This window comes from Flavobacterium sp. TS_SC_5 (assembly GCF_056156265.1).
On record NZ_CM149588.1, the window covers coordinates 3,761,094 to 3,783,421 of the forward strand.

General features: G+C 34.4%; 19 protein-coding genes and 1 pseudogene. 9 read left to right on the plus strand and 11 right to left on the minus strand.

All coding sequences use genetic code 11. The annotated features are described in order from the left end of the window. Positions 1-143: 143 nt before the first annotated feature. Positions 144-857, minus strand: coding sequence for a toxin-antitoxin system YwqK family antitoxin (locus AC0J6S_RS16210; protein ID WP_474954767.1), 714 nt, complete (start codon positions 855-857; stop codon positions 144-146). Between the two features lie 466 nt (positions 858-1,323). Between AC0J6S_RS16210 and AC0J6S_RS16215 the strand changes: the two genes are divergently transcribed. Next, entirely contained in the window at positions 1,324-2,286 is a 963-nt protein-coding gene (locus AC0J6S_RS16215; RefSeq protein WP_474954768.1) for a fasciclin domain-containing protein, read from the plus strand. Positions 2,287-2,336: 50 nt separating this feature from the next. Here the strand turns inward: AC0J6S_RS16215 and yidC are convergent, their stop codons facing one another. The 8 genes from yidC to guaA all read right to left on the minus strand — a co-directional run bounded on the left by yidC (position 2,337) and on the right by guaA (position 12,334). After that, a complete protein-coding gene (gene yidC / locus AC0J6S_RS16220) occupies positions 2,337-4,241 on the minus strand; it encodes a membrane protein insertase YidC (RefSeq protein WP_474954769.1) in 1,905 nt (634 codons plus the stop codon). A gap of 56 nt (positions 4,242-4,297) precedes the next feature. Then, the gene (locus AC0J6S_RS16225) at positions 4,298-5,911 is read right to left on the minus strand and encodes a CTP synthase (protein WP_474954770.1); all 1,614 of its coding nucleotides are present in this window, start codon (positions 5,909-5,911) and stop codon (positions 4,298-4,300) included. Between the two features lie 163 nt (positions 5,912-6,074). Then, positions 6,075-6,305 (minus strand): DUF3820 family protein, encoded by a 231-nt coding sequence (locus AC0J6S_RS16230; RefSeq protein ID WP_474954771.1) that lies wholly within the window; start codon positions 6,303-6,305, stop codon positions 6,075-6,077. Between the two features lie 82 nt (positions 6,306-6,387). After that, the gene (locus AC0J6S_RS16235; protein WP_474954772.1) at positions 6,388-6,789 is read right to left on the minus strand and encodes an OsmC family protein; all 402 of its coding nucleotides are present in this window, start codon (positions 6,787-6,789) and stop codon (positions 6,388-6,390) included. Continuing rightward, positions 6,789-7,745: an ABC transporter substrate-binding protein gene (locus AC0J6S_RS16240; RefSeq protein WP_474954773.1), complete on the minus strand. Its 957-nt coding sequence runs from the start codon at positions 7,743-7,745 to the stop codon at positions 6,789-6,791. Before AC0J6S_RS16240 ends, AC0J6S_RS16235 begins: the two co-directional genes overlap by 1 nt. A 21-nt stretch (positions 7,746-7,766) precedes the next feature. Further along, positions 7,767-8,741 (minus strand): LysM peptidoglycan-binding domain-containing protein, encoded by a 975-nt coding sequence (locus AC0J6S_RS16245; protein WP_474954774.1) that lies wholly within the window; start codon positions 8,739-8,741, stop codon positions 7,767-7,769. 84 nt (positions 8,742-8,825) lie between these two features. Next, the gene (locus AC0J6S_RS16250) at positions 8,826-10,742 is read right to left on the minus strand and encodes a LysM peptidoglycan-binding domain-containing protein (protein ID WP_474954775.1); all 1,917 of its coding nucleotides are present in this window, start codon (positions 10,740-10,742) and stop codon (positions 8,826-8,828) included. Positions 10,743-10,804: 62 nt separating this feature from the next. After that, entirely contained in the window at positions 10,805-12,334 is a 1,530-nt protein-coding gene (gene guaA / locus AC0J6S_RS16255; protein ID WP_474954776.1) for a glutamine-hydrolyzing GMP synthase, read from the minus strand. A 203-nt stretch (positions 12,335-12,537) separates the two neighbouring features. Between guaA and AC0J6S_RS16260 the strand changes: the two genes are divergently transcribed. Beyond that, positions 12,538-13,065, plus strand: a complete 528-nt coding sequence (locus AC0J6S_RS16260; protein ID WP_474954777.1) for a hypothetical protein — start codon at positions 12,538-12,540, stop codon at positions 13,063-13,065. 79 nt (positions 13,066-13,144) lie between these two features. On the opposite strand, the gene AC0J6S_RS16265 is transcribed toward AC0J6S_RS16260, so the two are convergent. Continuing rightward, the gene (locus AC0J6S_RS16265) at positions 13,145-13,813 is read right to left on the minus strand and encodes a hypothetical protein (RefSeq protein WP_474954778.1); all 669 of its coding nucleotides are present in this window, start codon (positions 13,811-13,813) and stop codon (positions 13,145-13,147) included. A 282-nt stretch (positions 13,814-14,095) separates the two neighbouring features. Between AC0J6S_RS16265 and AC0J6S_RS16270 the strand changes: the two genes are divergently transcribed. The 6 genes and pseudogenes from AC0J6S_RS16270 to AC0J6S_RS16295 all read left to right on the plus strand — a co-directional run bounded on the left by AC0J6S_RS16270 (position 14,096) and on the right by AC0J6S_RS16295 (position 19,947). Then, positions 14,096-14,506, plus strand: coding sequence for a RidA family protein (locus AC0J6S_RS16270; protein WP_474954779.1), 411 nt, complete (start codon positions 14,096-14,098; stop codon positions 14,504-14,506). Positions 14,507-14,541: 35 nt separating this feature from the next. Further along, positions 14,542-15,798, plus strand: a pseudogene (locus tag AC0J6S_RS16275) (voltage-gated chloride channel family protein). 69 nt (positions 15,799-15,867) lie between these two features. Continuing rightward, positions 15,868-16,872, plus strand: a complete 1,005-nt coding sequence (locus AC0J6S_RS16280) for a DHH family phosphoesterase (protein ID WP_474954780.1) — start codon at positions 15,868-15,870, stop codon at positions 16,870-16,872. Between the two features lie 4 nt (positions 16,873-16,876). Next, positions 16,877-17,536, plus strand: coding sequence for a gliding motility-associated peptidyl-prolyl isomerase GldI (gldI, locus tag AC0J6S_RS16285; RefSeq protein ID WP_474954781.1), 660 nt, complete (start codon positions 16,877-16,879; stop codon positions 17,534-17,536). A 12-nt stretch (positions 17,537-17,548) separates the two neighbouring features. Continuing rightward, the gene (locus tag AC0J6S_RS16290) at positions 17,549-18,673 is read left to right on the plus strand and encodes a peptidylprolyl isomerase (protein WP_474954782.1); all 1,125 of its coding nucleotides are present in this window, start codon (positions 17,549-17,551) and stop codon (positions 18,671-18,673) included. Between the two features lie 32 nt (positions 18,674-18,705). Then, positions 18,706-19,947, plus strand: coding sequence for a peptidylprolyl isomerase (locus AC0J6S_RS16295; protein ID WP_474954783.1), 1,242 nt, complete (start codon positions 18,706-18,708; stop codon positions 19,945-19,947). Positions 19,948-20,079: 132 nt separating this feature from the next. Here the strand turns inward: AC0J6S_RS16295 and AC0J6S_RS16300 are convergent, their stop codons facing one another. Then, positions 20,080-20,520 (minus strand): hypothetical protein, encoded by a 441-nt coding sequence (locus tag AC0J6S_RS16300; protein ID WP_474954784.1) that lies wholly within the window; start codon positions 20,518-20,520, stop codon positions 20,080-20,082. Between the two features lie 486 nt (positions 20,521-21,006). On the opposite strand from AC0J6S_RS16300, the gene AC0J6S_RS16305 reads away from it, so the two are divergent. Then, entirely contained in the window at positions 21,007-22,050 is a 1,044-nt protein-coding gene (locus AC0J6S_RS16305; protein WP_474954785.1) for a tyrosine-type recombinase/integrase, read from the plus strand. Positions 22,051-22,328 lie beyond the last annotated feature (278 nt).

Below are 22,328 nucleotides of genomic sequence, written 5' to 3' on the forward strand. Positions count from 1 at the left end.
ATTAATTAACAAGTGAAAAATTGAATTATTCGTCTTGTTAAATTTATCCATTAATAATTTGAATAAAAATAAATCTATTATTAAATCATAACTAATTTTACCGAAAATTATTTTATGTCAAAATAATTAATTTTTAAAAAAAATTACAATTTAGATTTTGTTGCATTTTCCGGAAAGCTCATATTCATTTCTTTAACTAATTTTCCTTTCTCAAAAAACTGCCAATTACCTGATTTTTTTCCATTTACAAATTGCCCTTTAGAAACCATATTCCCATCAGAATCTCTAAAGATTGCCAAACCGCTATACTGATCATTCTTGAAAATAGACTCTTCTAACAGAATACCTTTCTCGGTGTATTTTTTATAAAAACCATTTTTAAAATTATTTATATAATTAATTTCTTCCGCAATTTTACCACTTAGATAAAAAACGGAACGCAAACCTTCCAACTTACCTTTGCTATAGTGTTCCGTTGTCATTATATTTTTAGAGGCGAGATGGTAATATTTCCATTGTCCTTCAAATACTTTATTGACCACTTTACCTTCACTGACTTTATTTTTATTCTGATCATAAAAAATGGTATAAGCCGAATTGTCTTTTGCATTAAATTCCCTTGTGGCAATTATAGATTTAGCTTTAGTGTCATCAAAAAAATTAAAAATTCCTATTTCTTTTCCGTGCTCAAAAGTCCCTTCATATCTTGGGCGTTTAGATTCCTCATAAAACCCTTTCCATACCCCGTGCTTTTTCCCTTTTACATCTAATTTATTAAAATCGGTTTGGGATACAACATTTTGGCTGAAAAGCGCAAAAATCAAAAAGGCAAAAAAACTAATCTTATATTTTATCATTACTACTTTGTATTTAGTCCACACTTTAAAACTGAGAATCTTCTTTTTTATTTTAGCAAAAATACGAATTTATTAGAGTTGGTGCTCGCTCTATTATTTCGCAAATAAAATACACTATTCTTTTAAGTCAACACAAAATCACAGCAAATTTCAAATTTTAAACCCAACCAATTCCCTTCGTGATATTGAAATAATTTTCTCTACAAATATTTAAAATAAAGCATTTTATAAATTGTTTAAGCATCCTGTTACTATTCTTTGCGAATAGTGTATTGAAAATAACCCTAAAACCCATATAATATTGAACAACAACGTGTTAAATACTATTTTATGCAGTTAAAATAAAAATTAAACAACTTTAAAAAAAATAATAAATTTTCATATTGTTTATCATTTTTAGATAAAAAATAAACAAAATTAGAAATCAGTTTACTAATTTAGATGAAACAAATAAACAACAAACACTATGAAAAATGTATCTAAAATTAGAAATTGGGCTCTGATTGTATTATTTTCAATCGCAGCAGTATCGTGTGATGATGACGATAATAATGTAGTTGTAGACAATACCATTACAGGAAAAGCAACTGCCACTGCTAACTTAAGCATCTTAGTTCAGGCACTTGTTAAGGCTGATTTAGCAACTACTTTAAAAGGAGCTGGTCCATTTACTGTTTTTGCACCAACTAATGAAGCCTTTACCGCTTTTCTAGCTACAACTCCTTATGCTACAATAAATGATGTACCAAAAGAAGCATTAACACAAATTTTGCTTAATCATGTAGTTAATGGTTCAGTAAAATCAACTGATTTAACTACAGGCTACATTAAAACTCTTGCCAAAGGAACTGCATCCACGACTAATACGCTAAGTATGTATGTTAACATCTCATCAGGAGTGAAACTCAACGGAATTGCAACAGTTACAACTGCGGACATCATGGCTTCTAATGGTGTAATACACATCGTAGATAAAGTTATTGATTTGCCAACTATTGTAACTCATGCTGCTGCAAATGCCAATTTTAGTACTTTAGTTAGTGTTCTAAACCGATCAGGTCAACCCAATTTTGTAACTGCATTATCCGGAACGGGTCCGTTTACTGTTTTTGCTCCTACAAATGCTGCTTTTACTGCATTAAATACTGAATTAGCTCCAGGAGGAATTGCAGGAGTTTCAGCAGCAGACTTGACTAAAGTTTTACAATACCATGTGGTAAGCCCTGCTAATGTTTTGGCCACTAGTTTAATAGATGGGCAAATTGTAACTCCTATTTTGACACCTGCACAAACCTTTACAATTCAGCTTAGTGGTGGCGCAAAAATTAAAGACAAAAGGGATCGAATTTCAAATATTATCATAACTGATGTACAATGTTCCAATGGTGTTATTCATGCCATAGACAAAGTCTTATTGCCGACTCTGTAATTTTTAAAACAAAAAAAAAGCTCTCAAAAATTGAGAGCTTTTTTTATGAATTATTTTTTCTTCTGTTGTGCCTTTTGAGCTTCAGCTTGTTCCATAACTTCTTGAAGTTTCTTCTGGAATTTACCTTGTTTCTTTGGCTCTTTCAATTTATTCTCTTGAATTTGCGCATGAATCTTATCACTATCGATAAAGTATCTTTTGATGACAATCATAATTCCGATAGTAATCAGATTCGAAATAAAGTTATACAAACTCAATCCCGCACCATAACTATTAAAGAAAAACAACATCATTATTGGCGACACATAAATCATGATTTTCATCATTTTTGCCATATCCGGCATTCCTTCTTGTTGCGGAGCAGCCATTTGTTGGTCACCAGAAGTCATTTTCATATAGAAGAAAATCGCAATCGAAGCAAGAACAGGAAACAAACTGATGTGATTTCCGTAAAAAGGAATATAAAAAGGCAAACGTATAACTTCATCAAAAGACGATAAATCATCTGCCCAAAGGAAGCTTTTTTGTCTCAATTCAAAAGCCGACGGGAAAAACTGAAACGAAGCATACATAAATGGCAATTGAATCAAAGCCGGAATACAACCTGCCATAGGATTCACGCCCGCTTTGTTATATAACTTCATCGTTTCCTGTTGCTTTTTCATTGGGTCTTTTTTGAATTTTTCACCCAATTCTGTAATTTCAGGACGCAATACTTTCATCTTGGCCTGTGACAAGAAAGATTTAAAAGTAATAGGCGACATCGCGATTTTTATAATTATTGTAAAAATAATAATCGCAATTCCGTAAGCAATGTAAGAACTTAAAAATCCGAATAACGGAATAAATATAAACTTGTTAATCCATCCGAAAATCCCCCAACCTAATGAAATGATTTTTTCAAGATTCAGATCGTATGATTTTAATGTTTTATAATCCGTTGGACCAAAATACCAACTCATTTTGTGGTCTAATTCCCCATTGGTAAACGCCAGAGGAATATTAGCTTTAAATTGTTTGGTATACGTAGTATCAATTTTATCATCTATAACTAAATTATCAGACTTCACTTTTGCTGTTTCCAAAGGTGTTTTTGATAAGAGAATCGTAGAGAAAAAGTGCTGTTTGAAAGCAATAAAAGTTGCTTTTTCCAAATCAGATTCTTCTGTTTGACCTAAACCGGCATAATCAATTTTCCCTTCTTCATGTTCGAAATAGATTTCTGTATAACGGTTTTCATATGATACACTTTTCTCATTTCTGTAGGTTTTCAAATTCCATTCTAAATCCAATGGTTTTGCAGTATTCAATACTTTATTCAATCCTTGGGAGCGAATATCAAAACCAATCATATAATCGTTTGGTTTCAAAATGTATTTGTACTCCAAGAATTCATTGGCTCCCGCTTTCAATTTCATTGACAATACTTGATCTGCTCCTATTTTCGTCAAAGTAGGTTCAAAATACAAGTCTTTAGAATTTAAAGTACGGTTATCACTCGTTAGTAATTGTACATTTAAATTAGCATTATTGTCTTTTATCAATTGCACTAATTGTCCAGAACCTTTTTTGAATTTTTCGAATTGTTTCAAAGTAGCCTCAACAATATACCCTCCTTTATTGGCAATTGTAAGCTTCACTAAATCGTTTTCGATAATGGTAACACCCGCCTTCGCAGAAGGAAGTGTCGCAGAATACGCAAAATTCCCTAGTGTCTTTTGCAATTGCGCCAATTGAGTAGAATCTCCCGTAGTTGCTACTGCAACCGTAGCTTTTGCTACAGTTTTAGCTTCTAACTCTTTTGTTTTAGCCTCTCTGATCAATAACTCTTTTTGTGCTTTTTCAGCCGCAACCACTTTTGGGTCAGGTTGATTTTGGTACATGATAAAAACCAAAATACCAAAAATTAATGCAAAACCGATAATCGAATTGAGGTCGAATTTTTTTTGTTCCATTGTAATTAAAAAAAGTTTAAAATTTAAAGTTTAAAGTTCAGCTCCATAGAATTATATTATTTCTTCTTCGCTAGAACAGCTGCTGCCACAAAATTCACAAAAATAGGATGCGGATTTGCAACCGTACTTTTATATTCCGGATGATATTGTACCCCAATAAAAAACGGATGATTTTCTATTTCTATAATCTCCACCAATCCGGTATCTGGATTTACTCCAGAAGCAAGCAATCCTGCGTTTTGCAATTGCGCAACATAATTACTATTGTACTCATAACGATGACGGTGACGTTCCGAAATAGTTTCCTTTCCATATATTCTATAGGCCAATGAATCTTTTTTGATATCACATTTCCATGCACCAAGACGCATTGTACCACCTTTATCAGTAACTGTTTTTTGCTCTTCCATAAGGTTTACCACCGGATGAGCAGTGTGTTCATTCATTTCGGTTGAATTAGCATCAGCATACCCCAAAATATTTCTGGAATATTCTATAATCGCCATTTGCATTCCCAAACAAATTCCGAAGAACGGCACTTTATTTTCACGAGCATATTGCACTGCTGCAATTTTTCCTTCAATTCCTCTTTCTCCAAAACCCGGAGCAACCAAAATCCCGTCTAAACCAGAAAATTTCTCGCTTATATTATTCGCGTCAATATGTTCTGAATGAATGGAAATCACATTTACTTTGGTTTCATTTGCAGCACCTGCATGAATAAACGCCTCCAAAATAGATTTATAACAATCCTGCATTTCTACATATTTTCCAACCAAACCGATATTCACGGTATGTTTCGGATTTTTTAATCTTCTTAAAAAAGTATTCCAGTTTTTTAAATCCGGAGCAGCTTTTTTAGGCAAATCCAATTTTTTTAACGCAACAACATCAAGTCCTTCTTCCAACATTAAATTAGGAACTTCATAAATAGTCGAAGCATCTATCGACTGGATAACCGCTTCTCTTTTTACATTACAAAACAAAGCCAGTTTGTTGCGTAACTCTTCAGAAAGTTCATGCTCAGTTCTACAAACCAAGATGTCAGCTTTTATCCCACTCTCCATCAACGTCTTAACAGAATGCTGTGTTGGTTTTGTTTTCAATTCTCCCGCAGCAGCCAAATAAGGTATTAAAGTTAGATGAATTACAATGGCATTATGTTCTCCCAAATCCCAAACCAATTGACGAACAGATTCGATGTACGGCAAAGATTCAATATCTCCTACCGTTCCACCAATTTCTGTAATTACAATATCGTAGTCTCCGGAATTTCCAAGCAACTGCATTCTTTCCTTGATTTCATTGGTAATATGAGGTACAACTTGAACCGTTTTACCAAGAAATTCTCCTCTTCTTTCTTTTTCAATAACCGAAAGATAAATCCTTCCTGTCGTAACATTATTCGCCTGAGAAGTAGGAACATTCAAGAAACGCTCGTAATGCCCTAAATCCAAATCGGTTTCTGCACCATCATCAGTAACATAACATTCCCCATGCTCATAAGGGTTTAATGTCCCGGGATCTACATTAAGGTATGGGTCAAACTTTTGGATGGTTGTACGGTATCCTCTTGCTTGTAACAATTTTGCCAATGATGCAGCAATGATTCCTTTCCCTAAAGAAGAAGTCACACCGCCTGTAACAAAAATATATTTCGTTTGATTCATTCTGTTGTTGTTTGTGTTGTAGTTGTGTAAAAAACGTGGCAAAAGTACAAATTTAATTGGACTATTAGAATATTAGCCTGTTAGATTTTCAGACTCTTTTTTGGTTTAAAAAAAAAGCAAAATACAATTCTCTAATAATCTATGGAGTCTTATAGATGCTATACTATGGTTTTGGATAACGTTTTTTTATATTCCTAATTAACTCCTCCAGACCGTTGAGCTTCAATTCGTAAATTAATTTCAGCTGTTCACCTAATTCTCCTTTAGGAAACCCTTTATTGCTGTACCAAACAATGTAATATTCAGGAATATCAATAAGAAACCACCCTTCGTATTTGCCAAAAGGCATTTTGGTGTGGGATAGCTTGATGAGTTGTTTTTGGTTTTGATCCATTTTATACTAAAAAAGAAGCAAGAGATAAGAAACAAGAACTATTACTACTTCTTGTTTCTTATCTCTTGCTTCTCAAATCTCTTTATTTCCAGTTAAAAATTATTCGTTTCTCAATTTCAGGATGCAAGCTTAAAAAAACGGGACAAGTCATCGCTACTCTTTCCAGTATTGTTCTGTTTTTTACCTCAGCCGTGCCATACATCTCAAAAGCAATTTCTATCGCGCCAATACGCCTGGGTTCTGCAATCATAATTTTAATTACTTCGGCGGTAGAACCTGTCAAATCAACTTCCATTTCTCGTGCCTTGATACCCATTATAGTCATCATGCAAGTTGCTAATGCGTTTGCAACAGTGTCCGTTGGAGAAAAAGCCTCACCTTTTCCGTTATTGTCTACCGGAGCGTCCGAAAGGATTTCGGTTCCCGATTGCAAATGAATCGATGACGTTCTTAAATCTCCTAAATACGTCACTATTGATGTCATTATTCTGCTACTTTTATGGTTAAATCCGTGTCGTAATATAAAATATAGATTCCTTTATTTGTGTAACCACCGTCTTCTTTTTTATAAAATTCGAATTTATTGTCTATTTGTTCCGTTGCCGCTATATCAATTGTTTCCTGATATTTTTTATCTTGTGACAAACGCAACATTGTATCAAAAGTAATATCAAATCCACGAGTGGCAAAAACACTCGGGTAAATTTTGTTTTTCTTTCTAAATTCCTTTTCGAAAATTAAAGCTTCCTGAGATTCATTCTCACGAGTAACCGAAGGATACATTAATTTCAATTTAGTTAAATTTACAAAATTAATTTCATCAGTATCCAACGTTTCATTAGGTTCCAAAATTACCAACTGTACTTTATAAGAAGACATAGCACTTAACATTGCCGCTATTGTAGATTTTATCATTCCCGTATTTCCTGTTTCCATCACAACATAGTTTATCTTGTCTTTTACAAATAAACTTTTCAAATTTTCAGCAGAAACGCCGCCGTTTGCGGTAAGCGCTGAAAATCGTACATCTTTGTGATTCTCTTTGATAAACTGAATTATCGAACCTTTTTTCTTGTCAACTACTGCTACAATATTACCGCCTTTAGAACGCATATAATCGAACATGGCATTCTTGACTGCTTCAGGAGCTGGAATCGATTGAAAAATATTAGCGTATGAAACTCCTAAATCTTTTGACAAAGGTGAAATTACAGGCACTTGATTTGCCAACAATAATTCGGCAGTTTTCTCCACATTGCTTTGGTAGAATGGTCCAATTATGGCATCCGAATTTTCTAAATCATTATTTTTGATCAGAGCAGCAACATTGGAACTGTTTTTGGTTTCCTGCGAATCGAATATCTTCACATCGATATCAAGTCCTAATGTTTTAGCAGAATCAATAGCAATTAATGCTCCAGCATAAAAATCCAAAGTCATGTTCAAGAATTTATCCTTTTTTCAGCGCATTGCAGTCGAATTGACCGTATCACCTTGAATCTTGGATATGTTAAACGGCAACAGTAGTACCAGCTTTTTTCTGCCGTTACTTCGCTTGTTGTTTGACAATTCTATGTACTCTTTTTTAACTTGTGGAGAAAATGCTATTGTAGCAGGAAATTTCAAAACCATACCTTCAATAACGCCTTGAGCCAATTCAGGGTTGAGTGCTGTTATTTCCTCCTGACTTATACCTGCCATTTTAGACAAACTATATAAGGTCTCTTTTGGCTTTACAATATAATTTAAGTAATTTACTGCAGAAGCTGTTTTTACTGGATTTGTAGTAACAATCTCTTTTTTGGATTCAGTTACCGGAACAGTTTTATCTAGTTTTGGTCCCAAAGTTTCGGGATTACCTTTAATCAATAATTTAAATCCTTCCGGTAAATTAGTGACTACTTCAGGATTTTTGCGCTCTAATTCCTCAATCGTAATTCCGTATTGCTTTGCTATAGAATATTTAGTTTCTTTTGGAAGCACATAATGAAACACCACTTTTTCAGTGATTGGAGTATTATTTTTCAAAATAACATTCGAAGGAATTGTAAGCGTCTGTCCAATCTGTAAACCCTCTTTTTCAAGAAAAGGATTCGCTTGTTTTAATGCTTCATCTGTAACACCATATTTTTTCTCAATACCATATAAAGTCTCTTTTGAAGCCACTTGATGCATTGTAGACGGAGTACTTTTTTTGGTTTGAACTACTACTTGCTTTCCAGAATTTCGAGGAATTAACAAGATTGTATTAGGTTTCAAACCACTTTGTGCATCTGGATTTAATTGATAAATATCATAAGGAGTGACTTTATATTTTTGTGCAATTTGATTTATAGTTTCTCCTTTTGTTACATTATGTTGTATCACTTTATTTTGAGCCTGACTTGGAAAATAAATAAAAAAAAGAACAACAAAGAATGTTAAAAAATATTTCATGCTGAGTATAATAAATTAATTTTTTAGTTTTTGTAAAATTAGTGATGAACTTTAAAAAGAGTAGTTAATTGTTTCCTAAATAAATTAATTCTGTTCAATCTTTACAACAAACATTTTTTCAAAAAATTCTTTGTTTTTCTTCTGTTTGTATTCATAAAGAGCTTCTTCTTCAGTAGTAAAAAATTCAGTAAAAACATAATATGACATAATATTTACATTAAAGAAAAAACTGGAATTCAATTCTCCGGCATCAATCAATTTCATTATAAATTTATCTCTGTCCTCTGCTTCACTAAAATCTCCTAAAACAATGTAATACCCTGCCGGCACTTCTTTAAGATTATCTAATATTTCTATTTTAGATCTATTTCCCTCACTTAAAGAATCCTGCTCTATAGCTTCTTTTATCTCCCCTAAATTTAGTTGGTTTAAATCTTTAGAAACTGGATTTTGATTTTGAGACTCCTGCGCTTTATTTTGGTATCTTTTTAATCGCACCAACGCTAATTTATCATCAAAATTTCTTGCTTCTCTGCTGTAAAAAGTAGCCATACTAATATGTCTTTTTAATTCAATTTTTTTCTCTCCGCCTAACGAATCAATTTTCTTTAGAAGCACTTCATTTAATTCATCTCTTCGTTTTTGGTCTGATTCCATCTTTTTATAAGTATCAAGAGAAGTAATTTCATTGTCAGACTCCGCAAGATCAGCTTTACTATTTTCCCGTACTTTCTTCTTGTATTCAATGTTTTTTTCAACAGCGATACGCTGCACTTTATTCATCAATGTAGAATACACTTTTCTATTTTGAGCTAAATCTTTTTTCAATTGAAATGACAATTCACTGGTTCTAGAAATACTTTCATACGATTTAGCCTCCAATTGCTTTGATTTCTCTAGATTTTCAATCTCAGTATTTTTTAATTCTGACAAATCTTCATTCATCATGTATACTAATGAATCTAATTTTGAAATCAATATATCCTGAATATTTTTATTAGCTTCTAAGACTAACTTGAGCCTCTCCTCTGAACCTTCTTTGGCATCATCTATCTCGTTAAGGTCAATTTTTAAATTATTAACCTTAATAACTTTTTGATTTATTTCTTTTTGAACGGTAAGCTTGTCTTTTAAATCCTCTAATTGGATATTTTTAGCTTTGGTTTTCTCTAGCACTACTTGCTTCTCTGCCAATGCAATCATCAACTCTTCATTTTCGTTTGAAGGAGCTATCTGCTTAACATTTATAGCCAATTTATTTCCTTGAGTTAATCCATTTACAATTTCAGGATTTTGTGATTCCAATTGATCAATTGTAATTCCGTATTTTTTGGCTATTGAGTATTTAGTTTCTTTAAACTGAACATCATGAAAAATAGTTTCAGAATTAATAATTCTGGTTCTACCATCGACCGTTTTTCGTTTGTTTGGTATGACTAAATTTTGTCCTACTTGCAATCCTACTTTAAAAATATCTGAATTAGCTTTGTCTAAATCCTGAACAGACACATTATACAATCTTGCAATACCAAACAAGGACTCTTTAGGCAATACTTTATGAGTAATTTTTGAATTAGCAGCATTGATGGTTTGCTGGTCAGACCCTGTTTTTTTAGATTCAAAAAATTTCGGAATGACTAACTCCTGTCCTATTTTCAAGCCATTAACGAGCACTGTTTCATTTACCTCTCGAAGTGCTTCAACTTTTACATTGTATTTTGTAGCTAAACCGTAAAGTGTTTCTTTAGGACCTACAATGTGTATAACACTATCACTTTGATGTAAGACAACATTAGGAACACTAAGAAGTTGGTTTTCTTGAATTCCGGACTGAGATTCCGGATTAAGTTTATAAATAGCCGCAGGGGTTGTTTTGTACTTTAATGCGATTTGTGTTATTGTTTCCCCTTTAATAACGGTATGTTGCATTACACTTTCTTGTCCAAGAATGACATTTGAAAACAATACTACTAAAAACAAAATTCGTAAAAATTCTTTCATAAATTATGATTTAAAACAATTAAGTCATCACAAATGTAATGACTTAATGTTAAAAAACGATATTATTCCCACTCAATTGTTGCAGGCGGTTTTGAACTGATATCATACACCACTCTATTCACACCTTTTACTTTATTGATGATATCATTCGAAACTTTCATCAAGAAATCATACGGTAAATGCACCCAATCAGCCGTCATACCATCAGTAGATTCTACAGCTCGAAGCGCAATCACTTTTTCATATGTGCGTTCATCACCCATAACTCCTACGCTATTTACAGGAAGTAAAATTGCTCCTGCCTGCCACACTTTATCATACAATCCCCAAGATTTCAATCCGTCAATAAAAACAGCATCTACATCTTGTAAAATCTGAACTTTTTCAGGTGTGATATCACCTAAAATACGAATCGATAATCCAGGTCCCGGAAAAGGATGTCTTCCTAATAATTCAGGATCAATTCCTAATGTAGCTCCTACTCTACGCACTTCATCTTTGAAAAGCATGCGAAGCGGTTCTACAATTTTCAATTTCATATAATCTGGCAAACCGCCCACATTATGGTGCGATTTAATAGTTGCTGAAGGGCCTTTTACCGAAACTGATTCAATAACATCAGGATAAATAGTTCCTTGCGCCAACCATTTTACATCTTCGATAAGATGAGATTCATCATCAAAAACTTCGATGAATACACGTCCAATAATTTTACGTTTGGTTTCCGGGTCACTCACACCTGCTAATTCAGATAAAAAACGATCACCGGCATCAACTCCTTTTACGTTCAAACCCATTCCTTTATATTGATCCAATACATTTTGGAATTCGTTTTTACGAAGCAAACCATTATTTACAAAAATACAGTATAGATTTTTTCCAATAGCTTGATGCAATAAAACTGCCGCCACGGTAGAATCTACTCCTCCAGAAAGTCCAAGAACGACTTTATCGTCTTGTAATTTTTCTTTCAGTTCGGATACCATTTCTTCAACAAAAGCATTTGGTGTAAAGTTTTGAGGAACTTCTGCTATTTTTACTAAAAAGTTTTCCAGCATTTTTGATCCATCTGTAGAATGGAAAACCTCAGGATGGTATTGAATCGCATACGTTGTTTCACCTTCAATTTTGTAAGCGGCAAATTCCACATCATGAGTGCTTGCCAGTTTTACGCCATTGGTTGGCAAAGCTTTGATACTGTCACTATGACTCATCCAAACTTGGCTGTTTTCAGAAACACCTTCAAAGAAAACTTCGTCTTCTTTTATATAAGACAAGTTAGCTCTACCATATTCTCTGGTATTTGAGGCCGCTACTTCTCCACCACTAAAATGGGATAAATATTGCGCACCGTAACATACGGCCAGCATAGGAAGCTTTCCTCTAATTTGAGATAAATCTGGATGTGGTGCATCTTCTGAACGGACAGAAAAAGGGCTTCCTCCAAGAATAACTGCTTTATAAGATGATAAATCACTCGGAAAATGATTGTAAGGAAAAATTTCGCAGAATATATTTAATTCGCGAACTCTACGCGCAATAAGCTGTGTGTATTGCGATCCGAAATCTAAAATAAGTACGTTGTGTTGCATGCGCAAAAATACTTTTTATATTTTGAATTGAAAAATTGAATTTTGAAAAATATTTATTTTCTTTTAAGTTGCTAAAAAAATTCTCTTGTCTACTGAAAAGACATCTGATCTTGTATCGCAATTTTGGGTTTATTCTAAAATTAGGTTTAGAATATTAAAGAGTACATTTGCAGCCCTCATAATCTCGTAAAAACAGAAAGAAAATGCAAGCAAAGAAATTTATAGCAGTTGCAATTTTTGGCCTTATTGCCATTTCATGCAGTGTAATTGATGATTTATTAACGTTTACAATCGATGACGAAACCTCTTTTACAATTGACAGTGCTTTCCCAGTTGGGGCTCTATTTGAAGTAGTAACACCGGAAATAACCACGAATTCAAGTAAAGAATTTGAAAACAACAATACAAAAGCAGATTTAGTAAAAGATGTAAAGTTGACAGCGTTAAAATTAACTATCACTGAACCAACTGATAAAACATTCCGCTTTTTAAAATCAATACACCTATATATTTCAACAGATGCTAATGATGAAATTGAATTGGCTTATTTAGACGATATTAATTCCACTTCAAATACGATTAATCTAATTTGTATCTCTCAAAAATTAGACAAATACATCAAGGCACCTTCCTATAAAATAAGGACTAAGGCAGTTATTAAAGAATCATTAACTCAAGATATTACTGTAAAATCAGACATGAAATTTCAAGTTACTGCAGATCCGTTTTAGACAAAACATCTTTAAACATAAAAAACCGTTGAATATTCATAATATCCAACGGTTTTTCTTATTTAACTTACCTATTTTTTTATTCTTTTACCAAAATAATAGTGGCTTTGAAACCAGTTCCAAGATTCCACTGGCTTGCTGAGATCAAACCACCTTTATCATCATACACTTTAAATTCGGCGGTATTAGGACCCGAACTACCTTGATTTAATGCTTCAAAATCTATCTTATTAAAGCCTTTTTCCAACACGATTTCAAAACCCTTGAAGGCACTATCGAGGTTCACTTGATATTCTATTACTCTGTCATTTAAATACACCCTAATCTTATCGCCATCAACATAAGCTGCATCCCGATACATTACCTTAGCAGTAACTGATCCCGTGGCGAAATTACCCAAATTTTGATTCTTTCTATAGACAACGCCCTCCGTATTTTCCTCTTTTTTATTCCATTTGTCTTTATAAACATCTCCGGGATTGATAAACTCGTTTTTAGGAGTCATGGAGAAGTTAGCTGCAGGCGTACTGGGAAGCGAAGGACTTGGTTTGGGGTTCAATATTTCCGGATTTTTAAATACGTTTGGCGTATTAATTGGCGGAATATCTGCTTTGGGCGGAATTGCTTTTTTTATTTTTGGTGCATTATTTTTAAGTGGAATCGCTTTAAATTTTGAGCTAAATTCATTCTGGGCATATCCGCTTAAAGACATACTGATGGCAATCATTAAAAATAAAATCCTTTTCATAACTTTCTAAATTAGTTTATCCGGTGCTTGTAAAATTTTAAAAATAAAAAACCAATTGTATTTATTCAAAAATCAGGCAACAATTTAACTTTCATTTATAACTCCAAAATCTGCATTTTATTACATTAAAGAGAATAAAACAACTAAAATATCCCTGATAAAATTTGATTTTTTTTAATCCAAAATCGGTATTTTTATTTCACTTTTTTTTCTAACTTGCAAATAGTATGCCATATCATAAATCGCATTTTTATTACTAAACAAGATTTAAACACTACTAAAATGAAAAGAGAAAATATATTGACCGGTTCACCTTGGGAAGACAAGATGGGATATTGCAGAGCGGTACGTATCGGAAATACTATCGAAGTATCTGGTACAGTTGCTATTATTGATGGCGAAAAAGTAAAAGCTACTGATGCGTATGCACAAACAGTAAACATTTTAGAACGCGTACAAGTAGTTCTCGAAGACTTAAAAGTAAGTATGGAAGATGTCATCAGAACACGAATTTTCACTACTGACATTACTACATTTGAAGATGTTGCCAAGGCTCATGCCCTATTTTTTAAGGAGATTAAACCCACGACCGGTTTTTATGAAATCAGCAAACTGGTTGCTCCTGAATATTTAGTCGAAATTGAAATCACCGCAATAGCCACCGAAAAACCATTAATTCAAGAAGGTTTATAATACTTTTGCAAAATAACACTTTGCCCATTCTACTAATGAATTCAGAGAAAACTAAAAAAACTTCGTCACTTCTATTCAAATGGTTTTTCATCTGCATTTTAATAGGTATTTTTTCCGGATCGGCATCTGCTTTTTTTCTGGTTTCCTTAGAGTGGGTTACTCACATAAGAGAAAACAACAACTGGATCATTTGGCTTTTGCCAATAGGCGGCTTACTAATAGGATTAGGGTATCATTATTGGGGAAAATCAGTAGTCAAAGGGAATAATTTAATACTGGAAGAATACGAAAATCCACAGAAAATCATTCCCTTAAAGATGGCTCCTTTGGTCCTATCTGGCACTTTAATCACCCATCTTTTTGGCGGTTCAGCCGGTCGAGAAGGAACTGCCGTGCAAATGGGTGGTGCCATTGCAGATCAGTTTACAAAACTGTTTCAGCTTAATAATTCCGAAAGAAAAACGATACTCATTCTGGGAATCAGCGCTGGATTTGCCTCCATTTTTGGAACTCCTTTAGCCGGAGCTTTATTCGCTTTAGAGGTTGTTTATTTTAGTAAAATCAATTTCAAAAGCATTTTTCTTTCTTTTTTGGTTGCATATATCGCTTATTTCACCGTGGAACTTTGGCATGTAAAGCACACCCCTTATGCGATTCCATTTCTGCCGGAAAATAACTTTACGACTCTATTTTGGGTACTTCTCGTGAGTATTTTATTTGGTTTAGCCGCCATGCTTTTTTCCAGAAGCACACACTTTTGGGGACATTTATTTTCTAAAACCATAGCGTTTCCTCCGCTCCGCACTTTTGTGGGCGGATGTTTTATAGCACTAGCCGTATATTTTATTGGAACCACAAAATACATTGGTCTTGGAGTCCCTATGATTGTCGATGCTTTTTCAAACCCAAATGCTTCCTATGATTTCCTGCTAAAAATACTTTTTACAGGATTTACGCTGGGAGCGGGATTCAAAGGAGGTGAAGTCACACCATTATTTTTTGTTGGTGCCACTTTAGGAAGCGCTTTATCGCTTTTTGTTCCTTTACCAATAGCCCTTTTGGCATGAATGGGATTTGTAGCGGTATTTTCGGGAGCTACCCACACGCCTATTGCCTGTACGGTTATGGGAATGGAACTTTTCGGGATCGAAAGCGGCATTTTCATTGGTTTAGCGTGCAGCATTGCCTACTTTTCTTCGGGGCCAGTGGGAATTTATAATGCTCAAATTGTCAGAGGAGCAAAATACCATTTGTATCAAAAATTGAAAAGAAAAAATACCGACTTTTTATAACCTTCTAAAAGTTTGTTAATTGTATAAATGTTTTCAACATTACAGTAAAAAAATGTAATTTCGCAGACTATGAAAATACAAGACATACAAGCGATACAGTTGTTACTATCAACTCCAAAAAAAATTGCCATAATCCCGCACAGAGGTCCTGACGGAGACGCTATGGGTTCTACACTGGGTTTGTATCATTTTTTATTAAAAAACAATCACCATCCTGTTGTGGTTTCTCCAAATGAATTTCCGGATTTTCTGGCTTGGATGCCGGGTTCAGAAACCGTTAAAATATTTGAAAAAGACAAACAAAACTGCACAAAAATCCTTGAAGATGCTGAACTTATTTTCACATTAGACTTTAATGCATTGCATCGCACAGGCGAAATGGAACACGTTTTAGCCAAGCTGAGAGCTCCTTTTGTAATGATAGATCATCATCAAAAACCAGATGAATACGCTGTGGTAACTTATTCGGACACTTCGTTTGGATCAACTTGCGAAATGCTTTATAACTTTATATCGCATCTTGGAAAAAAAGAAGATATTGACAAAACCATTGGAACCTGCATTTATACAGGAATTCTAACGGATTCCGGTTCGTTTCGTTTCCCAAAAACTACGGGAACAACCCATAGAATTGTGGCTGAACTAATTGATTTGGGCGTTGAAAACACTGAAATTCCTAGCTTATTATTTGATAACAGTTCTTTTGGACGATTACAAATATTGGGAAGAGCACTTCAGAATATGAAAGTGATTACGGAACATAAAACGGCCTATACTACACTGACGCAATTGGAACTAAATTCCTTTGATTATGTAAAAGGAGATACGGAAGGTATTGTAAATTACGGACTAAGCATTAAAGGAATCCTTTTTACCGCTATATTTATCGAAAATAAAGAAGAAAAAATTATCAAGATTTCATTCCGATCTCAAGGCGATTTTGATGTCAATCAGTTTGCAAGAGATCATTTTAACGGTGGCGGACATCGGAATGCTGCCGGCGGAAAATCGGAAGTTTCAATGGAAGAAACGATTCGGAAATTTGAAGATTTAGTAACAAAACTAAGCATCTAATCCTATGAAAAATAGCAAGGGAATCGCAATTGTATTTTTTATGTTTGTCCTCTTTTCAAGTTGCAAACAACATCAGGAAGCCAGGAGACCTATTTCTCAAGCATCAGGAAGCTTCATGAAAAAATCTGTGGCGCGCAACAAAAAATTAGTTGCTAACGAGGAAACCCAAATTCAGGATGTAATTAAAAGTAATCTTAATGTTGTTTATCTCGCATCCAAAAAAGGATACTGGTATTCCTATGAAACAAGAAATGAAGCCGATACGCTTACACCAAAAAAAGGAGACGTTGCTTTTTTTGATTATGAAATCAAAGACTTGAAAGGAACTATAATCTATTCGGAATTAGAATTAAGACCACAAACTTATTACGTGGACAAACAAAATATCATGATGGGCTTGCGTGACGGAATCAAGCTGATGCGCAAAAATGAAAAAGTAAACTTTCTTTTCCCATCGCACATGGGATATGGATACCATGGTGACGAAAAAAGAATTGGCACTAATCAACCGCTACTTTGCACCGTAACATTACGTGATTTTAAATCGGAAGCAGCATATAAAAAAGAAAACGAGGTAAAACTAAAAATCACGCCAACAGTTCCAACACCTACAAAAGAATCAACCCCTATTATAAACAAGACCGTAGATACAATAACTCAATAAAATAATTTAGAAATGAAAAAAAAGATTCTATTCGTATTCCTGATAATTGCTTCATTTTATTCTTGTAAAGAAGAATACAACAACCTTCCTGACGGTTTATATGCGAAAATTGAAACCAATAAAGGTGAAATCATTGTCCAATTAGATTTTGAAAAAGCACCAATTACAGTGGCTAATTATGTAGCCTTGGCCGAAGGAAAAAATGAATTTGTTACCAATGAAAACCTTAAAAACAAACCCTTTTTTGACGGTTTGAAATTCCACCGAGTTATCAAAGATTTTATGATTCAAACTGGTGATCCGCTTGGAACAGGTTCTGGAGATACCGGATATAAGTTCAAAGATGAATTCTCAGATTTAAGATTTGACAAAGGTGGCGTTTTGGCTATGGCCAATAACGGACCAACAACGAACAGCAGTCAATTTTTCATCACACATCTTGCAACACCTTGGCTGGAAGGAAAACATACTATTTTTGGTCATGTAGTTGAACAAGGAATGGAAGTTGTAAACAAAATTGAACAAAATGATTACATCAATAAAGTAACCATAATCAGAAATGGTGAAGCTGCCAAGAAATTCAACGCTGTAAAAATATTCAATGATTACTTTGCTGTAGAATCTGAAAATCAAAAGAAAAAAGCAGCCATCGACGCAGAAAACAAAAGAGTTTACAACGAAAAATACAAAGTAGTTCGCGAACAAAAAGTAGCTGAATTTACTGCTTTAAAAGCAAAGGCTACCAGAACGCCTAGTGGTTTGCAATATGTGATTATCAAGAAAAGCGGAGGTAAAAAACCAGCTAATGGCGCTAATATTTTCATTCACTACGCCGGTTTTCTGGAAGACGGAGAATTATTTGATGCCAGTGTTGAAAATGTGGCTAAAACATTCGGTAAATATGATGAAAACAGAGCGGCGCAAAACGGATACCAACCCATCCCTTTTCAGGCCGGCAAAAAAGATGGCATGATTCCTGGTTTCATTGAAGGACTGGAGCAATTATCTTTTGGAGACAAAGCCGTAATTTTTATTCCAACCCGTTTAGGATATGGAGCAGCAGGTGCTGGTGGCGTAATTCCACCCAATGCCAACATCATTTTTGAAATCGAATTATTAGAAAAAATGCCCCAATAATATTAAAAATTAAGCCTTTAACATAGCACAACATGAAATTTAAAATTCTGTTTTTATTATTTCTGGGAATGGTCAACGTACATTCTCAAACGGTAAAGAAATCTATTCCTGTCAAAAAACCGGCAACAAGCGTCAAAGCAACTGTAAAATCGCCAGTAAAGCCTGCAGTAAAAACTCCAGCGGCAATCGAGGGGATTTTTGCAACAATTGCAACAAACAAAGGAGATATTGTACTGGAATTAGCATACCAAAAAGCACCCGTAACAGTGGCTAACTTCATTGCACTTGCCGAAGGGAAAAATACCTTTGTCACAGATGACAAACTAAAAGGAAAACCTTTCTTTGATGGTTTAAAGTTTCACCGTGTCATCAAAGACTTCATGATTCAAGGAGGAGATCCTTCTGGAAATGGCTCTGGTGGTCCTGGTTATGCATTCAAAGATGAATTCACAGACTTGAAGCACAACAAACCCGGAATCCTCTCTATGGCTAATTCCGGCCCTACTACTAATGGAAGCCAGTTTTTTATAACCCATAAAGCAACGCCTTGGTTAGACGGAAAACACACCATTTTTGGTCACGTTACCGAAGGAATGGTTATAGTAAACTCCATTGCGCAAAACGATGTAATCACAAAAATTACAATCGTAAGAAAAGGAGCTTTAGCCAAAAAATTTGATGCCCCAAAAGTGTTTGCAGATTATTTCAACAATAAATCCGAAGACCAAAAGAAACAGGATTTAATCAACGCTGAAAACAAAGCCAAAAAAGCAGCAATTGAAGCCGAAGCCAAAAGAGCGTACACTGAAAAATACGGTCCTGTAGTAGCTGCAAAAAAAGCCTATTTAGTCGCTACTAAAGCTACAGCAACCACCACTCCGTCCGGATTAGCTTACAAAATAACCGATAAAGGAACAGGAGTAAAACCCGCTAACGGATCCACATTCTATTTCCACTATGCCGGTTATTTTGAGGATGGAACGCTATTTGACAGCAGTTATGAAGAAGTTTGTAAAACTTACGGAAAATTTGATGCAAACCGTGCCGCTCAAAACGGCTACCAAGCCTTTCCGTTTGAAGCCGGGAAAAAAGACGGTATGATTCCAGGATTTATTGAAGGACTGGATAATATGGCTTTTGGCGACAAAGCAGTAGTTTTCATCCCTTCAAATCTAGCATATGGAGAAAGAGGCGCCGGTGGTGTTATTCCACCTAATACAATGCTTATTTTCGAATTAGAAATGCTGGAAAAACAACCCACTGCAAAACAATAAAACTAAAAAAATGCAATAAAAAAACCCGACAGACTTCAAAATTCTGTCGGGTTTATTTTTATAATTCATTCTCCGTAATTACAGGAATAGAAATCGCCTTTTATGCTTTTTGGAGCATTATCGACGTTTCACTTATTTCTTTCCAAATTTCCAGTCAAATTCATCTTTTTGATTGATAATGGCACCAATCTCAAATTTTACCACTTCATCAAATTCTGTTTGAAAAATCATCCAGTTTTCCTCGTTAAAATAGTTTTCAAAGGTATCAAACTCTTCCTGAGTAAATTTAGTAATTCCTTTTGTAGCTAAATCTTTTTTGACCTCACTGATTTTTCTGTTGATTATTTTATATCCAAAAACTTCCAGTCCCGGACTAGACGCTACGATATACCCCAATTTAAAATCTTCCTCGACATAGAACGTTAAACGCATCTTTAGTTTGTTGTAAGCAAAAATCACATTATCATCCTCGTCTTTATAATTACGGTCTGGTTTTCCGTAAATAGCAGTAACATCATTTTGTTTCATTCCGAAAATGAGCTTGTCAATTCCGTTTTTTGGATTTATTTTCATATGTAGATAATATTTGTTTTTTAATGGACTCGAGCGATAGCGAACAGGCGAAGCAATATGCTATCGCCAGATCTTCATCGGTGTATGCGACAAATGTTGTCATGGCGATTTCATACGTAGTTTATATTTTTTTTAAGCAATATGTAATTTGCATAGCGCTACAGTTGTTTATTTCAAACTTGCGTTATACTCCTTTCATCTCGTATTATTTTACCGCAAAGTTCGCAAAGTTTTTCGCAAAGTCCACTACCTTTTTATTTAAAAAATAATGCTAAACAAATACTGCTACTGATTCTAAAATTTACAATTTGGGCGTGACCCTCTAAAAAAATCGGGTCGGGCTATCCGCTATAATCTCCCGAAGAAAAATCGGGAGGATTTCCGCTTTTATCCCTCACGCAAAAGCCTCGGCGCTTTAAGAAACTTTGATTTAATAAAACAATATTTGCAAAAATCACTATCTTTCAATCACAAAATCAATACGATATGACTTGGACTGCAAAACCCATAAAACACAAAGGCGAAAACCGGATTGCCGTCTATTTTGAAAAAAATCAAGACTTAATTGCCCGCATCAAACAAATAGAAGGAGCCCGATGGAGCCAGCAAAAAACGGTTTGGCACCTACCCGATACCAGCGAAAATAGAGAACGTTTCAAGATAGAACCCCTTAAAAATTCTCTTCCTTCCGCCGAGGGAATTATTCAAGTAGAGAAATTCAAACAATGGCTTCGTTCTAAACGATATAGCGAAAGCACCATTAGTACCTATAGCGAAGCCTTAAAATCTTTCTTGATTTTCTACCGAGAAAAACCAGTTGCTGAGATTAATAACGAGGATGTGATTATCTATAACAACGAGTATATTTTGAAGAATAAGCTTTCCGCTTCGTATCAGAACCAAACTGTTAATGCAATAAAGCTATTTTTTATGACAGTAAGAGAAACCAAAATTGAAGTGGATAAAATACATCGTCCCAAACGAGCCAAGTTATTACCCAACGTATTGAGTAAAGAAGAAATAAAATTAATCTTGGATGCCCACAGCAATATCAAACACAAAATGATGCTTTCGTTAATTTATAGTTGTGGCTTACGTTGCGGCGAATTATTAGCATTACAGCCCGTTCATATTGACTCACAAAGGAATATTGTACTACTAAAAAATGCCAAAGGTCAAAAAGATAGAATTGTACCTCTAAGTCCTAAAATACTAGATATGCTAAGAGAGTACTACTCTTTATATAAACCAAAAAAATATTTGTTCGAAGGGCAAGTAGCTGGGATTCCTTATGATAGCCGGAGTTTACAACAAGTACTCAAACAAGCATTACATAAAGTCCATCTTACAAAACCCGCTACTTTGCACTGGTTGCGACACAGCTACGCCACTCATTTACTAGAAAGCGGAACCGATCTGCGCTATATACAAGAATTACTGGGACATAATAGTAGTAAAACAACTGAAATTTACACTCATGTGAGCACCAAAAGTATCCAACAAATAAAAAGTCCATTTGATGATTTGTAAGATAATATTTAAAGTGTATATTTGAAAGCAATACGCTACGCAGTAGCGCCTATCCACCCAAAATGAGAGGTATAAGCGCTACTTTGTAGCGCCTATATACTAGTTGTAAGCAAGCCTAAAACGACAGTACTCCAAAAAAACAGACATCTGAAAATCGAACTTTGACATCTTGACAAAAACTTACGGACTGACTTTGGCGACACACAATCCAACCCAATTGTTTTAAAAAATTTCCCACCGCACATTTTAAAAAATAATTTTAGCCAGCCGCACATTGG